The following is a 16,162-nucleotide window of genomic DNA, read 5'->3' on the forward strand; positions in this document are numbered from 1 at the left end:
AACAAAATTTCGGGCAAAAATAGCACTTAATGGAAAGTAATCATAATTATCTCCTATAAATTTGGGCAATTCATCGATGTAAATTTGTTAGGAATGGTTTTTGTTTACCTTTACTTTAAAATTGAAGCATAAATGCGGTTTTTCATTAAACAATTATTACTTCTACTATTTACCCCATTTTTATTCGGGCAGGCACAAGAAGAAGTAAGCCCCCCAGACCATATCAGATCCATTGTTTTCAAGGGTGAAAAAGACGACCAATTCCCTGTTGTTCAGATCGGGGAACCTGTTTTTTTGCAGTTTGACGACCTTATGGCCAATGAACAGGACTATTATTACAAAATCGTCCATTGCGATTATGACTGGAAACCATCCCGACTACTAAAATCACAATATTTGGGTGGCATTGACAACCAACGTATATTGGATTACGAAAACAGTTACTCAACCCTACAGCCCTATTCAAATTATAGACTGACCATTCCCAATGACAATGTGCGGCTGAAAGTTAGCGGCAATTACGTTTTGGAGGTTTACAATGGCAGCAACGAGCTACAGTTTTCAAGAAAATTCGTCGTCTACAAGGATTTGGTCACTGTAGGGGGCACCGTTAAGCGTTCCAGGGATTTCGAGTTCATCAATGAAAAGCAAGTCGTACAGTTCAGTGTGAATACTGGAAGCCTTAGATTGGTAAACCCCAAAAAGGAAGTAAAGATAGCCATCCTTCAAAACTACCATTGGCCTACTGCCCTATACAATATAGTCCCTCAATTTACCATAGGCAACGAACTGGTATATAAATATGACCAGGAAACCAGCTTTTATGGCGGTAATGAGTATTTGTATTTTGACACCAAGGACCTTAGGGCCCCAAGCTCTGTGATCTCGCGTATAGAGATCGGGGACCTTTACAACCATTATCTATTTGCCGATCACTCCAGGGCGGATAGACCTTACACCTACTACCCAGACATCAATGGCGACTTCGTGGTACGCACACTACAAGGCAGTGATGCCTCTAGGGAAGCCGAATACACCTTGGTACACTTTAGCCTCCCTTATTCGGAAAGCATTGGTCTTGACAATGTTTATGTCTATGGAAAATTCAACAATTACGCCTTAACCCCACAAAATAAGATGACCTACAACCAGGAGAATGGGATGATGGAGGCTGTCTTAAAAATGAAACAAGGGTTTTACAATTATAAATATGTCATTGAGCGAGAAAACGATGTCATAGAATTGAATACCATTTCCGGTAATTTCCATTTTACCGAAAACACCTATTTAATATTGGTCTATTACCGCAACTTCGGTGACATCTATGATAGCATCATAGGGGTAGGCTCAACCAACTCCCGAAATATCAGCAATTAACGTATATTTATCACCTTGAGTGACAAATATGGGCAAACAATTAATTTCTTTTACCAAGAAAAGGGACCAACTGAAATACAGGGGTACAAGCTGTAAGAATTGCGGACACCCCTTGGATATCAGTGACAAGTTCTGTCCCAACTGTTCCCAAGCGAACAGTACAAAAAAAATGACGCTTAGGGACTTTTTCGACGAGTTTTTCGCGAATGTCATTTCGTACGACTCCAAACTTCTCAAAACCCTATCGGCCCTATTACTGCGCCCGGGAACAATCACCAAGGATTACATCAACGGAAAAAGGGTCTCTTACACCAATCCCTTCAGGTTTTTACTCAGCTTGGCGATCATCTATTTTTTGGCAATCAGTTTTAACAGTGATTTTTCAAAATTCGATGACTACGCCCTGGACAAGGATGCTTCTTCCTTCTTAGGCGAAAACGGTGGGTTTAATTTGGATTTTGGGGATGACGAACAACAAGAGGAATTGTCCCAAGTCATGGATTCATTGAAATTGGGTGATAATATCCTAAAGATATCCGAGCAAATAAAAAAAAGGGATTCAACGCTACTGAGTCACCCCACACAAAGCTTCAAATCATATGCCGATAGCACCTTTGCCATTCGGTTTTCCGGAAAGTACAAGATCACCAGTCTCTTGATCAACAGGAAAAACATAAAATCATACAGTAAATTAATCGAAGAATACCACCTTTCGGACACTTATGAAAACAAGATCGTCTTCAATACAGCGAAGAGTGTAAGCAAGTTTTCCAAGCAACCTGGAAGCTTTTTGAACGAACTTATATCAAAGCTCCCTTTCGCCACTTTCTTCTTTCTTCCCCTCTTTGCCATCTTCATTTGGCTGGTGTACATCAGAAAAAGATATACTTATACCGATCATCTCATATTTAGCTTTCATAATCAATCTTTGTTGTTTATCTTGCTCATTGTTAGCTTCTTAGTAGACTCCATATTTGCCGTGGATAGTGGTTGGATTTTTATCACCATTTTTTCCATCTATTTATATAGGGCCATGCGGAAATTCTACGGGCAAGGAACTTTTAAAACAATCGTTAAATATCTATTTTTGAACACGATTTTTTTTATTTTAGCAGGCATTTCAGTAATACTGCTGTTCACTGGAAGCTTAATCACATACTAGGATGAGGACGATAACACAAGTTACGAAGGGAATAAAGATATCAGTGAACACGAGTTTTGAAGGCACATTCTTCAAAAATTATAAAATGCACTATGCCTTTGGCTATACCATTACCATAGAAAATCAAAGTAAGCATTCAGTTCAATTGACTTCGCGCCATTGGCAAATTTACGATTCATTGAATGAGATTGAAATATTGGATGGGGAAGGGGTCATCGGCAAAAAACCGGTCATTAGACCTGGGGAATCACACACCTATAATTCAGGATGTCTTTTAGCCTCGACCATCGGGGCCATGAAAGGACATTACAATATGATCAACCTTGAATCTTCGGAAGAAGAGTTCAGGGTCTACATTCCCACCTTTAAATTCAGCGCTCCCTTTGCCTTGAATTAATTCTTTTTACCAAATATTTAGTTTTTTATCCATTACCAATTCGGTACCTTTGGCCTGTTTTTCAATTTAAAAGATACAACTATGGGTAAAGGTTTTTTTCAGGTACCAACGGCTATCAATGAGCCGATTAAAAGTTATTCTCCCGGCAGCCCGGAAAGAAAGGAAGTTTTAGACCAATATAAAGCATACTTCAATGGCAATGAGGACATTCCTTTCTACATTGGCAACCAAGAAATAAGAACAGGTAACACCAAACCGATTTCACCACCACATGACCACAAGCATATTGTTGGACAATATCATTTGGCGGAAAAGAAACATGTAGACCAGGCCATTGAAAATGCCTTGGAATCCAGAAAGGCTTGGGCCAATCTAACTTGGGAGCAGCGATCTGCAATTTTCATGAAAGCCGCGGAATTGATTGCCGGACCCTACAGGGCCAAAATCAATGCAGCTACCATGATCGCCCAATCCAAAAACATACACCAGGCAGAAATCGATGCCGCCTGCGAACTCATAGATTTCCTAAGATTCAATGTGGAATATATGTCGCAAATCTATGAAGAACAACCTGATTCCGCAGAAGGTATATGGAACCGCGTTGAATACCGTCCTCTAGAAGGATTTGTTTACGCCATTACCCCATTCAACTTTACTGCGATTGCGGGTAATTTACCTGCCAGTGCCGCAATGATGGGAAATGTTGTTGTATGGAAACCTAGTGATAGCCAAATATTTTCCGCAAAGGTAATCGTAGATGTCTTTAAGGAAGCAGGACTCCCTGATGGTGTTATCAATGTCGTTTACGGTGATCCCGTCATGATTTCCAAAACCGTTTTGGATAGTGCGGATTTCGCCGGACTACACTTTACCGGTTCCACACATGTTTTCAAAGAACTCTGGAAGCAAATAGGAAACAACATACACACCTATAAGACCTACCCAAGAATTGTAGGCGAAACCGGTGGCAAGGATTTTATCCTGGCCCACCCTACCGCAAAACCAAAGCAAGTAGCTACGGCAATAACCAGGGGCGCCTTTGAATTCCAAGGTCAAAAATGTAGTGCCGCCTCTAGGGCATACCTACCAAAATCAACCTCAAAGGAAATCCTGGAGTTGGTAAAAAAAGATGTCCAATCATTCAATAAACCGGGTTCTCCCGAGGATATGACCAATTTTATCACTGCGGTCATACACGAAGGTTCTTTTGACAAATTGGCAAAGTATATTGACCAAGCCAAAGAAGATAAGGATGCCGAGATTGTTGTTGGAGGCAATTATGACAAATCAACGGGTTACTTTATCGAACCTACGGTGATATTGACCACCAACCCCCATTATACCACAATGGAAACCGAATTGTTCGGTCCGGTAATAACCATATACGTATATGATGATAAGGACTGGTCGGCAACCCTTGACCTGATCGATTCCACATCGGAATATGCATTGACAGGAGCTGTCTTATCCCAAGACCGTTACGCTATTGACGAAGCCACAAAAGCATTGCAGAATTGTGCTGGCAACTTCTATATCAATGACAAACCAACAGGTGCCGTCGTTGGCCAACAACCTTTTGGTGGTGCCCGAGCTTCAGGAACCAATGACAAGGCGGGATCGGCACAGAACCTGCTTCGATGGGTATCCCCAAGACTGATCAAAGAGACATTTGTAACCCCAGAAGATTACAGATATCCATTTTTAGGTTAAGCACACAAAACCTAATCCCTTATACGGCCCCTATCTTCCCATGGAAAGTACGGGCCTTTTTTTGCATTCAATATAGCTATTACGCTAACGGAATAAACCCTTAATCAGCATATCAACCCCTATTTTCGGGCAGCAAATTCCATTTTTCCAATCGCATGCCGTATTGTACTTTATAACGCCATTTTGACCTTACATTGGACTTACTTCAAAGAAAAAAAGCAGGGATACAATTCGCGTGGTAAACCACCCCAATCAACTTGTTACAAATACTTTAACACCCTTAAATTAGTGATTCAAGCAATTTTTATGTAAATTTAACGTTAACTTAATGTAAAGTTTTAGCATTTAGGAACCCAAAAAGCAAGACATGAATAAAGATAACAACAACTCGAACACCCCTACAACCAGTATGTTCACCTACTTGGATAGAGTACAGAAATATGTGAAGAAATATGCAGAGAACTGCAGATATTCGTTTAATTCAATGTTTCAAATCTAAAGGATCAACCTTTGAATTTCATAGGTAGATAGACTATTTTTTTTGTTTCAAAAAAGTCTTCCGTAAAATAATCGGACAATTCAAAAGTCTGGGCACTTTTATAATTCTTAAGCTCTTCCGTCAAATCACCTCCCTTTAGATAAAGAATCCCGTTACGCCTGTCGTGCACCGATTCCTTTTTAATTTTCCCTTTTACCCAATGTACGAAGGTCGGCATAACGGCCACTGCCCTACTTACGATAAAATCGAACTGTTTATCCAACTCTTCAACCCTGCTATTCACAGGGGTTACATTCTCCAATTGCAACCCTTCAACAACTTCCTCCACAACCTTGATCTTCTTACCGATTGAATCTACCAAAGTGAATTTCGATTCAGGAAAAAGTATGGCCAAAGGTATTCCCGGAAACCCTCCACCGGTACCTACATCCAAGATTTCACTACCGGGTTTGAACGTTTGGATCCTGGCAATCCCCAGGGAGTGTAAAACATGGCGCAAGTACAATTCTTCGATGTCCTTTCGGGAAACCACATTGATTTTCAGGTTCCAATCCTTGTACAAATCTTCGAGCTTTTTAAACTGATATTGTTGATTATCAGTTAAATTGGGAAAATATTTAAATACTATCTCAGCTTTCATTCCTATCTTTGTATTTCGCAAAAATAGCACATAAAGAATTCCCAATTAACGAAAAGGATATTATTAATCTGCTTTCAATACCTTATATTTACATAAAGCTTACAACAAATGGATACAAAGACCGTGCGATTCTCAAGAAAGGATTCCGCCCAATTTTTTAAAACTTTAAACAAAAGAGTAAACGAATATTTCAAGGAAAACCATAAGAAAAAAACAGGCGATTGGCGCTTACATTTAAAAACGATCGTCATGTTCGGCCTGTTTCTTACACCTTACTTTTTAATATTGACCTTAGGCCTACCCAATTGGGCCAATGTGCTATTGACGATTGTCATGGGCATAGGAATGGCCGGTGTCGGCATGAACGTGATGCACGATGGCAATCACGGCTCCTATTCCTCCAAAAAATGGATCAACAAGATAATGGGGGGAAGTATATATATCCTTGCCGGAAATGTCTACAATTGGCAGGTTCAACATAATGTATTGCACCACACCTATACGAACATCCCTGAACATGACGAAGATTTGGAAGCAGGCCGTATCTTGCGCTTTTCCAAACATGCAGAATGGCGTAAATACCATAAATTCCAACATTTCTATTCTATTTTCCTTTATGGACTCCTAACATTCAACTGGGCCATCACCACTGATTTTCAGCAGATGTACCGTTATATGAAGCGAAAACTATCCTTCGGAAAACTACCCAGTCCCGTAGTGAATTGGAGCACCCTACTGATTACCAAAGCCATCTATGTAACGATTTGGATTGTGTTACCTATGCTTATTTTAGACATTGCCTGGTGGAAAATATTACTTGGTTTCTTTATCATGCATTATGTGGCCGGGGTAATCCTAAGTGTTGTCTTCCAATTGGCACATGTTGTCGATGAAGCTGAAACACCTTTACCCGACGAGAACGGTACAATGAAAAACACGTGGGCGATACACCAACTGTTCACTACTGTGAATTTCGGCACCAAAAACCGCATCGTGAACTGGTTTACGGGAGGTCTTAACCATCAGGTTGAGCACCACATATTCCCGAACATCAGCCATATACATTACACAAATATTTCGAAAATTGTTAAACAAACAGCAAAAGAATATAATTTACCCTACAACGAATATAAAACTACAAGAAAAGCTATAATTTCGCACTTCAAACATTTGAAGGAATTGGGCAGAGAACCCCAATTACAGATTCAATAAATTTTAGCACTAAATGAACAACCATTTATCCGAGCGAATTAACAACATGGCCACTTCGGCCACGTTGGCCATGGCCGCGAAAGCCAGGGAGCTAAGAGGACAAGGCAAAGACATCATTGGATTGAGCTTGGGGGAACCCGATTTCAACATTCCTGATTTCATTAAGGATGCCGCCAAAAAAGCGATTGACGAAAATTACAGTAGTTATTCACCCGTTGATGGCTATGCCGACTTGAAACAGGCCATATCCAACAAATTCAAGAGGGACAACAATCTTGATTATGGGTTAAACCAAATTGTGGTTTCCACTGGAGCCAAACAGTCCTTGGCGAATATCGCCATGGTCATGTTGAACAAAGGGGACGAGGTTATCTTACCTGCACCCTATTGGGTTAGTTACAGTGATATCGTTAAACTTGCCGAAGGTGTTCCTGTTGAAGTACCTACAAGTATTGATACGGATTTCAAGATGACACCCGAACAACTTGAGGCTGCCATTACCCCAAAAACCAAAATGATGTGGTTCAGCTCACCCTGCAACCCTAGTGGATCGGTTTATAACAAGGAAGAACTGAAAGGTTTGGCCGAGGTTTTAAAAAAACATCCGAATATCTTCGTGGTATCCGATGAAATTTACGAGCATATCAACTTTAGGGGAGGTCATGTAAGTATCGCGGGTATTGAAGGCATGTACGATCGTACCATTACCGTAAACGGGGTATCGAAAGCATTTGCCATGACAGGTTGGAGAATCGGATACATTGGTGCTGCTGAATGGATTGTCAAGGCCTGTACCAAGTTTCAAGGACAAATTACGAGTGGCGCCAATGCCATTGCCCAAAGGGCAACGATTACCGCCTTGGAAGCCCCTGTGAGCAAAATACAGTTCATGATCGACGAATTTCATAAACGAAGGGATTTGATTCTTGGACTTTTAGGGGAAATCGAAGGTTTCAAACTGAACGTCCCAGAAGGTGCCTTTTATGTTTTCCCTGATATTTCCAGCTACTTTGGCAAAACCATGAAGGGTACAAAAATCAACAATGCATCTGATTTTGCGTTATACCTATTGGAAAACGCCAATGTTGCCACCGTAACCGGGGAGGCTTTTGGTAACCCGAACTGTATAAGAATATCCTATGCCGCTTCCGAGAAGGAATTAAGAGAAGCCATTTCGAGAATAAAAGCAGTATTGTAAACAACCCTATTTTTAAAGAAAAAAACCCGCAATCGCGGGTTTTTTTTATATGTCTTTCCAGAAATAGGGTGTCAATATAATCAGCACGGTAAAGAGTTCCAACCTTCCCAAAAGCATCAGAAAACCGCACCACCATTTTCCCAACATCGGCAATCCATTAAAATTGCTCAACGGATGAAGGGACCCCAAAGCAGGACCCACATTACCCAAAGAGGAAGCGGCCCCCCCGACCGAGGATTCAAAGTCCAGCCCCAAGAAACTCAACCCCAAGGAACCAATTATAAACAGTAACATGTACAGTACAAAAAAGGCTATTACATTGTAAACGATATGCTCCCTTACGGTTTTATTGTTATATCGCACGGGAATCACCGCATTGGCATGTAAGGTTCTTTTAAACTCCAATAACCCATTTTTGATAATCAATAGGTGGCGCATGACCTTAATACCCCCTGCCGTAGATCCCGCAGACCCCCCAAGAAAGAACAATCCGAAAAAGAAGACCTTGACAAATGGGGTCCAATTGGTAAAATCGGCCGTAACAAACCCGGTTGTCGTAATCACCGAAACGACCTGAAAAAGGGCATGCCGAAAAGAACTTTCAACCTCACCATACGGCATAGGGTGATATTCCGATACAGGAACGTTTGCCTTATAAAGGACCACCAAGCCAACAATAATTGAGAACACTACGATAAAACCAGTGTAGAATCTAAACTCCTCATCCATTAACACACGTCTTACCTTTCCTTTGAAGGCAAAATAACTAAGCACGAAATTACTTCCCGCCAAAAACATAAAGAGAATGACGATATACTGTATCAAAGGTTGGTCGTTCCAATAGGCCAAACTGGCATTTTTTGTTGAAAATCCACCGGTTGAAAGTGTTGCCAAAGAATGGTTCAGAGCGTCGAAAAACGACATTCCTGCCAACTTCAACAATATGGTTTCGGCAATCGTATACCCAACATAGATATACCAGAGCCGTTTTGCGGTATCGGTAATCCTAGGATGTAACTTATCGGCACTAGGGCCCGGGGCTTCCGCAGCGAATAATTGCATGCCCCCTATTCCCAAAAGCGGAAGTATGGCTATAGCCAAAACAATGATCCCCATTCCACCAATCCAATGGGTAAGACTCCTCCATACCAGAATTCCTTCAGGCAAAACCTCAATATCATCCAAAATAGTGGCTCCCGTGGTCGTATACCCTGAGATGGTCTCAAAAAATGCATTGGTAACATCGGGTATAGCCCCAGAAAATAAATAAGGCAACATTCCGGAAATGGACATCACAATCCAACCAAAGGTTACAATGATATACCCTTCCTTACGTTTGACCTCTTTTTTATGGTTTCTGGTAAAATACATGGCGCTCACCCCAGCGAACATGGTCACAATCGAGGCCAAGGCAATATCCAGAGTCGCACCATCACTATAAACACCACTCATTATGGCAGCAAAGAGCATGAACAAACCATTGAAGAGTAGCAACACTCCCATTAAATGGAATATGATTTTCGAGTTCAAGGACATACTATAGGAATAAACGTTCGATTTTTGGAATAGCTTCCGGCAGGCAACAAACCACTACCCTATCACCTTCCTGAATTTGAAATCCACCAAGGGCTATTATCCCTTTCTCACCCCTAACGACACCACCAATGGTTGCTTCCCTTGGAAAGTCTATATCGCGGATGAGCTTACCGGTAACCCTTGACTTGGGTTTAACCTTAAATTCCAATATCTCGGAATTGATATTATTGAGACGCATCAATGCAACCACCTCCCCTTTACGAATATGCCTAAAAATATTGTTCGCCGCCAATAGTTTTTTGTTAATAAGCGTATCGATACCAATAGAGTGTGAAAGCTGAAAATAGTCCATATTCTCAACCAAGGCAATGGTCTTTTTTATATGTTTCGACTTGGCCACCAAACAGGACATGATATTGGTTTCCGAATTACCCGTTACGGCAACGAAAGCATCCATGGAATCCAAACTTTCCTCCTCTAATAATTCCACATTCCTACCATCCCCATTGATAACCAATGCGTTAGGAAGGTCGTCGGCCAAATCAAAAGCCTTTTCCTTGTTTTTTTCAATAAGTTTAACGTTGAATTTTTTGGCGCAAAGGTCGCGTGCGGTCTTAAAGCCGACTTTACTTCCACCCATGATCATGACATTCCTGATTTCCTCTTTCTTCTTGTTGGTCAGCTTGTACAATTCGTCTACCCCTTCCATGGTGGTAATGAAATAGACCTGGTCACCTTCCTTAAAAACGGTGTCCCCACGTGGAATCACTGTGAACTGTGTCCCCAACCGTTGTAATGCGATAGGCATAAAATGGAGTTCGGGGAATATTCGGGCGGCTTCTTTCACCATTTTACCCACAAAAGAGGCTTTCTTTTGCAAGGAAACCCCTACCATGATCAATTTTCCACCTTCAAACTCGTAGGTATCATTAAAGGCCGATTTATTCAATAAAAGCTGAATTTCCTCAGCCGCCAACTGTTCAGGGGAAATCAGCTCATCTATTCCCAATTCGGAAAAACGAATGACATCCTTATGATGTATGAACTCCGTATTCGAAATCCTCGCAATGGTCCGTTTACAGCCCAATTGTTTGGCCAACATACAAAAAGTAATATTGGTGGTCTCGGATGAAGTAACCCCAATGACCAGTTCGGATTGATGTACCTCGGCTTCCTTCAATATCGCTATCGACGTGGCATCGCCACGCAATACCTTTATATCCAAATGGTTATCGGCATACATCAAACTCTCTTTCTCCGTATCTATCAGCGTTATGTTCTGAGATTCGTAGGAGAGCAATTTGGCTAAGTGAAAACCCACTTCGCCGGCACCAGCAATAATAATTTTCATTGATTAAATATATTGATTTCACAACGAAGACAAATACATCTTAATTGTGTTACAAAAAGAAACATTACAAGAAGTAAGACGCCTATTGAACAGTCCATTAGATGAATACACCATAAAATGCGCAACAAAATTACGTATTTTTTAGGTTCATCCTCATTTTATAACATGAATAGTTTAGCTATCGGCTAAGTTGTATCTTTGCCGAAATTCATTATATGACCAAAAAAGTAACCCCTTATCAGGATTCAGATTTAGGAAAAAAAGAACAGGTAACCCAAATGTTCGATAAAATATCAGGAAACTATGATGGTTTAAACCGGGTTATATCCTTTGGGATCGATATAAAATGGAGAAAACGGGTAGTCGCCATCCTAAAGAAAAAGAAACCTGAAATGGTATTGGACATAGCCACAGGAACCGGGGACTTGGCAATCAACCTTGCAGAGACAGGTGCCAAAAAAATCATTGGTCTCGATATCTCCCCAGGAATGCTGGAGGTCGGTAAGAAAAAGGTCTTGGAGAGGAAGTTGGCGCAAACCATAGAAATGGTCGAAGGGGATAGCGAAAACCTACCCTTTGAGGACAATACCTTCGATGCCGTGACCGTCGCCTTTGGGGTACGTAATTTCGAGACCTTGGAAAAAGGCCTTGCCGAGATCTACCGCGTATTGAAGCCCAAAGCGACCTTTGTGGTTTTGGAAACCTCCGTACCCACTAAAACACCCTATAAACAAGGGTATTCTTTTTATACCAAATACGTACTGCCTAAAATCGGAAGGATCTTTTCAAAAGACGATTCAGCCTATGCTTATTTAAGCAAATCGGCATCAGTTTTTCCACATGGGGATGCGTTCAACAATATTTTACGTAAAATCGGGTTTATAGATGTAGTGAACAAACCTCAAACCTTTGGGGTTGCATCTATTTACATTGCCACAAAATAAACTATGAAGAAAATTGTAGTGGCCTTGATCGTATTGACCTGCTTAAGTCAATCGGCAATGGCGCAGTTTAACGAAGATCCGATCATCAACCTCGAGAATGAGGATGAACCCCTTTTAAACTGGGGATATTTTCTTGGTTTTAACCAGTACGACTTTAAATTCGATTATAAGAACGATGCCAAACATATATTGGTAGATAAATCGTTTGGATTCAATGTCGGACTTATTGGGGAGTTGCGCCTCAATGAGTTTTTGGATGTCCGCCTTGAACCTGGCCTACTGTACAATTCCAGGACTTTGGGTTTCCCTGGCTTTACCGAGGAAAGCGATGCCATTAGGGAGGTTAAATCGACCTACATCAACTTTCCCTTACTTTTAAAGGCAAGTGCCAAAAGACTTGGCAACTGGAAGCCCTTTTTAATAGGTGGCGCCTCAATCTCAATGAACCTAGGCAGCAATGAAGATAGCTTGGACGACAATTCAGCGGGCACCTTCAGAATGAAAAAAATGGTCTACAATTACGAGTTGGGATTCGGTATCGATTTTTATTTGGAGTATTTTAAATTTACACCTTCCATAAGGGGCGTTTTTGCCATAAGTGATGAACTCGTACCTGACAATGACCCCGACAGTCCATGGACGGGAAATTTAGCGGGGATGCGTACGCGCGGACTCTTTATCAATTTTACTTTTGAGTAACACCGTCCATCCCATACAGCTTATTTAACCCAAACCTCCTATCGTTGCATGGGTTAGCTCCCTGTTCTTTTGATCTCATTCAAGAAGATGGCCGTCGCCGTAGCCACATTAAGACTTTCGGTACGCTGGTCACCAAACTGGGGAATACTAATCCGATGTTCGACCAAGGCCTCAATGGCACTCGATATCCCATTGGCTTCATTGCCCATCACCAATATCCCTTTTTGGGGCAATGAGGTGGTATGCACATTATCACCATCCATAAAAGTACCATAAACCGACAATGATGATTCATTTATGAATTGCACCAAATCGGTATAAACAATATTCACCCGGGTTATTGAACCCATGGTCGCCTGTAAGACTTTGGGATTAAAACAATCGACCGTATTGTTCGAGCACGCTAAATGTTGAATCCCAAACCAATCACATAACCGTATTATCGTACCCAAATTCCCTGGGTCACGAACATCGTCCAAGGCTAAAACCCAACCCTGCTGGTCCACGGGTTTTTCTTTAGGGAATTTAAAAACCCCCAACACCTTATTAGGACTCTTGAGATTGCTCAATCGTTTCAATTCTTGTTCGGAAACCAACTCGGTGTTAATGTGTTCCGCGTTGTCAAGTACATCGCCGACGGTATAAATGATATGCGCTTCAAAATTGGAATCCAAGAGCTCTTGGACCGTCTTTAACCCTTCCACTACGAACATACCATATTGGTTTCGGTACTTTTTTTGCAGTAAGCTTTTTATAAACTTTATTTGGCTTTTACCAACCATTGAAATAATGTATTTTTGATTTCTATGAGGAGATTATTTCGTATTAATAACCCGAGCGCTAAAATAAGCTTATTATTTTTTGCCATAGTGCTTGCCTCCTGCAATGCACTCAAACGTGTTGACGAAAACGAACTTCTCCTTACAAAGAACACCATTTATGCCGATGGGGAAAAAGTGAACAATGAGGATATCCAAAGCCTTATCATTCAAAATCCCAATAGCACATTGTTGGGTTACCCCTTGCGATTGAATCTATATAACCTTGCCAAACAGAATCCGGATTCCTCCTTCCAAAATTGGCTCTATAAAAAGGAGAAAAGAAAAGACCGGTTGGTCAAGTTACTATCGGAAAAACAAGTGGTCAGACTTGGGGAATCCTTCTTGGTCAAAGGAATGAGTGAATGGCTGAAGAATATCGGCGAACCCCCAGCCGTCATAGACACTTCCGACACTCGAAGAACACTGGAAAGACTTAAGGCCTATTATAGCAGTAAAGGATATTTCAATAACAACACCACCTATGAAATCGACACCCTTAAACGGGAAAAAAGAGCTGGGGTCGACTATAAGATCACTTTAGGCAAACCCTACATGATCGACACCATATCGAACAAGATCTCCTCAAAAACCGTAGACTCGATTTATCATTTGAACAAGGCGCAATCCTTTATAAAGGAAGGGGAACAATTTGATTTGGTGAACTTTGAGAATGAACGTAAAAGGTTAACCTCTATTTTTCGTAATTCGGGAATCCGTAATTTTCAGGAAAGCTCAATCAACTACGCCATTACAAGGGACTCAACCAAATCCGGGGACGACCAGAGTATGGGTATCGACCTTAATATCGATAATTTACGTACCAGAAACAACAATGATATTACCACCTCGGAATATCAAATTGAGAAGTTCAAAAAAATCAACATCTACACCGACTTCATACTTGATGGCGAAGGGGAAGAGGATGGGAATAAAATCATCGAATACGACGGATATACAATCCATTATAAGGACAAATTGAGGTTTAAACCCAAAACCTTAGGTGATGCCATTTTTTTCGAAAAGGACAGCATCTATAGGGAGGTTAACAGATCCAGGACCTATCGGCAGATTACCAACCTGAACGTTTTCAAATACCCTTCCTTAGCCTTTGAGACCGATAGTACACAAACAGGGCTTACCGCAAACATTTATTTAACCGAACGACCAAAATACTCATTGGGAATGGACTTGGATGTCTCCCACTCGAACATTCAGCAAGTAGGTTTGGCCTTTAGTCCATCCTTACAGGCTAGAAATCTATTCAAAGGGGCAGAAAACCTTAGTTTAACCGGTAGGCTGAATGTGGGTTCATCGAACGACCAAAGCATTACCGCCACCGATAACCGTTTTTTCAACCTGTTGGAATTTGGTGCCGACATCAACCTGACCATTCCCAGGATCTGGTTCCCTTTTGTCAATACCGGCAAGATAATACCCAGTTATAGCCTACCCCAAACAAGGCTCTCCCTAGGGACTAGTTTTCAAAAAAACATTGGGCTTGACAAACAGACCTTCAACACCGTTCTGGGATATAATTGGACACCAAACGACCAAAGGCGTCACAGTTTAGAACTCCTAAATGTCCAATTTGTAAACAATGTGAACCCGGATAGATTTTTCAATGTTTACGAAAATACCTATGAACTTTTGGATGAAATAGCGGATTCCTATGATGATCCCGATGCCTATCCTGAACTCGCTGATTATTTTGAGACCAGTGCGGATAGTGATGACCCTAATTTGATCATCCCCTCTGGTACGTCAGGATTTACCCAAGCCATTATCGATGGCACTGTTTCTTCGACAAGTGATGATTATGACGACGTACGCAGCATTGAGGAAAGAAGGGACCGGCTTACAGAGAACAACCTCATTTTCGCTACGAATTACACCTTTAACAAAAACAACAAAAACGGAATTACCGATAATAGTTTTCATCGTTTTCGATGGAAAATCGAAAGCGCCGGCAATCTCCTCTCAGCACTTTCGTATGTCATCCCATTTTACGAGAAGGATGGTGATCTTTTGGTCTTTGACGTACCCTATTCCCAATATATCAAAACCGAATTCGATTATATCAAGTACTGGGATTTAAGACAATCCAAGGTTTTGGCGTTTCGAAGTTTCTTTGGCATAGCCGTACCTTATGGCAATTCGGACAATATTCCTTTTGTACGAAGTTATTTTGCAGGAGGCTCCAACGACAATAGAGCATGGAGTCCCTATTCACTCGGGCCTGGAAAAACAAATGAAGTCAATGATTTCAATGAGGCAAATCTAAAATTAGCCTTCAATCTTGAGTATCGGTTTCCTGTGGTGGGCGATATAAAAGGAGCCCTTTTTGCGGATGCAGGTAATATATGGAACGTATTTGACAGTGAGGATGACCCAGACAAAACCTTCAATGGTGTCGATTCGCTTGCCGATATAGCTTTAGGCACTGGTTTCGGCATTCGGTATGACTTCACATATTTTTTAATCAGGGTAGATTTGGGCTTTAAAACCTATAACCCAGCCGAAGAAATTTCGAAAAGATGGTTCAGGGACTATAATTTTGCAAATTCAGTACTACAAATAGGTATAAACTACCCCTTTTAAACTTAATTATTTCTTACT

At 41.2% G+C, this 16,162-nt stretch carries 14 protein-coding genes; 10 read left to right on the top strand and 4 right to left on the bottom strand.

What is annotated here, in order from left to right:
- Positions 1-132 precede the first annotated feature (132 nt).
- The 5 genes from LX92_RS15325 to LX92_RS22925 all read left to right on the top strand — a co-directional run bounded on the left by LX92_RS15325 (position 133) and on the right by LX92_RS22925 (position 5,145).
- Entirely contained in the window at positions 133-1,377 is a 1,245-nt protein-coding gene (locus tag LX92_RS15325) for a type IX secretion system plug protein (RefSeq protein ID WP_109652490.1), read from the top strand.
- Between the two features lie 28 nt (positions 1,378-1,405).
- Positions 1,406-2,539, top strand: coding sequence for a DUF3667 domain-containing protein (locus LX92_RS15330; protein WP_109652493.1), 1,134 nt, complete (start codon positions 1,406-1,408; stop codon positions 2,537-2,539).
- A 1-nt stretch (position 2,540) separates the two neighbouring features.
- Positions 2,541-2,936 carry a Co2+/Mg2+ efflux protein ApaG gene (apaG, locus tag LX92_RS15335; RefSeq protein WP_109652497.1) on the top strand — a complete coding sequence of 132 codons (396 nt, stop codon included), beginning with the start codon at positions 2,541-2,543 and terminating at the stop codon, positions 2,934-2,936.
- 81 nt (positions 2,937-3,017) lie between these two features.
- Positions 3,018-4,646: an L-glutamate gamma-semialdehyde dehydrogenase gene (gene pruA / locus LX92_RS15340; protein WP_109652500.1), complete on the top strand. Its 1,629-nt coding sequence runs from the start codon at positions 3,018-3,020 to the stop codon at positions 4,644-4,646.
- A 367-nt stretch (positions 4,647-5,013) separates the two neighbouring features.
- The gene (locus LX92_RS22925; protein ID WP_262509852.1) at positions 5,014-5,145 is read left to right on the top strand and encodes a hypothetical protein; all 132 of its coding nucleotides are present in this window, start codon (positions 5,014-5,016) and stop codon (positions 5,143-5,145) included.
- A gap of 4 nt (positions 5,146-5,149) precedes the next feature.
- Here the strand turns inward: LX92_RS22925 and rsmG are convergent, their stop codons facing one another.
- On the bottom strand, positions 5,150-5,785 hold the full coding sequence (gene rsmG / locus LX92_RS15345) for a 16S rRNA (guanine(527)-N(7))-methyltransferase RsmG (RefSeq protein WP_109652502.1): 636 nt from the start codon (positions 5,783-5,785) through the stop codon (positions 5,150-5,152).
- A gap of 108 nt (positions 5,786-5,893) precedes the next feature.
- On the opposite strand from rsmG, the gene LX92_RS15350 reads away from it, so the two are divergent.
- Positions 5,894-6,997 (top strand): fatty acid desaturase family protein, encoded by a 1,104-nt coding sequence (locus LX92_RS15350; protein WP_109652506.1) that lies wholly within the window; start codon positions 5,894-5,896, stop codon positions 6,995-6,997.
- A 13-nt stretch (positions 6,998-7,010) separates the two neighbouring features.
- Positions 7,011-8,195 carry a pyridoxal phosphate-dependent aminotransferase gene (locus LX92_RS15355; RefSeq protein ID WP_109652509.1) on the top strand — a complete coding sequence of 395 codons (1,185 nt, stop codon included), beginning with the start codon at positions 7,011-7,013 and terminating at the stop codon, positions 8,193-8,195.
- A gap of 45 nt (positions 8,196-8,240) precedes the next feature.
- On the opposite strand, the gene LX92_RS15360 is transcribed toward LX92_RS15355, so the two are convergent.
- Positions 8,241-9,731: a TrkH family potassium uptake protein gene (locus LX92_RS15360; protein ID WP_109652512.1), complete on the bottom strand. Its 1,491-nt coding sequence runs from the start codon at positions 9,729-9,731 to the stop codon at positions 8,241-8,243.
- 1 nt (position 9,732) lies between these two features.
- Positions 9,733-11,082 carry a Trk system potassium transporter TrkA gene (gene trkA, locus LX92_RS15365; protein ID WP_109652515.1) on the bottom strand — a complete coding sequence of 450 codons (1,350 nt, stop codon included), beginning with the start codon at positions 11,080-11,082 and terminating at the stop codon, positions 9,733-9,735.
- Between the two features lie 215 nt (positions 11,083-11,297).
- Here trkA and ubiE point away from each other — a divergent pair, with 215 nt between their 5' ends.
- Positions 11,298-12,026: a bifunctional demethylmenaquinone methyltransferase/2-methoxy-6-polyprenyl-1,4-benzoquinol methylase UbiE gene (gene ubiE, locus LX92_RS15370; RefSeq protein ID WP_109652518.1), complete on the top strand. Its 729-nt coding sequence runs from the start codon at positions 11,298-11,300 to the stop codon at positions 12,024-12,026.
- Positions 12,027-12,029: 3 nt separating this feature from the next.
- Positions 12,030-12,725 carry a type IX secretion/gliding motility protein PorT/SprT gene (gene porT / locus LX92_RS15375; protein ID WP_109652521.1) on the top strand — a complete coding sequence of 232 codons (696 nt, stop codon included), beginning with the start codon at positions 12,030-12,032 and terminating at the stop codon, positions 12,723-12,725.
- A gap of 53 nt (positions 12,726-12,778) precedes the next feature.
- Here the strand turns inward: porT and LX92_RS15380 are convergent, their stop codons facing one another.
- Positions 12,779-13,438, bottom strand: coding sequence for an RNA methyltransferase (locus tag LX92_RS15380; protein WP_317047070.1), 660 nt, complete (start codon positions 13,436-13,438; stop codon positions 12,779-12,781).
- A 93-nt stretch (positions 13,439-13,531) separates the two neighbouring features.
- Here LX92_RS15380 and tamL point away from each other — a divergent pair, with 93 nt between their 5' ends.
- Positions 13,532-16,144 carry a translocation and assembly module lipoprotein TamL gene (gene tamL, locus LX92_RS15385; protein WP_170117869.1) on the top strand — a complete coding sequence of 871 codons (2,613 nt, stop codon included), beginning with the start codon at positions 13,532-13,534 and terminating at the stop codon, positions 16,142-16,144.
- Positions 16,145-16,162 lie beyond the last annotated feature (18 nt).

The sequence above is a fragment of the Maribacter polysiphoniae genome (genome assembly GCF_003148665.1).
Lineage (GTDB): Bacteria > Bacteroidota > Bacteroidia > Flavobacteriales > Flavobacteriaceae > Maribacter_A > Maribacter_A polysiphoniae.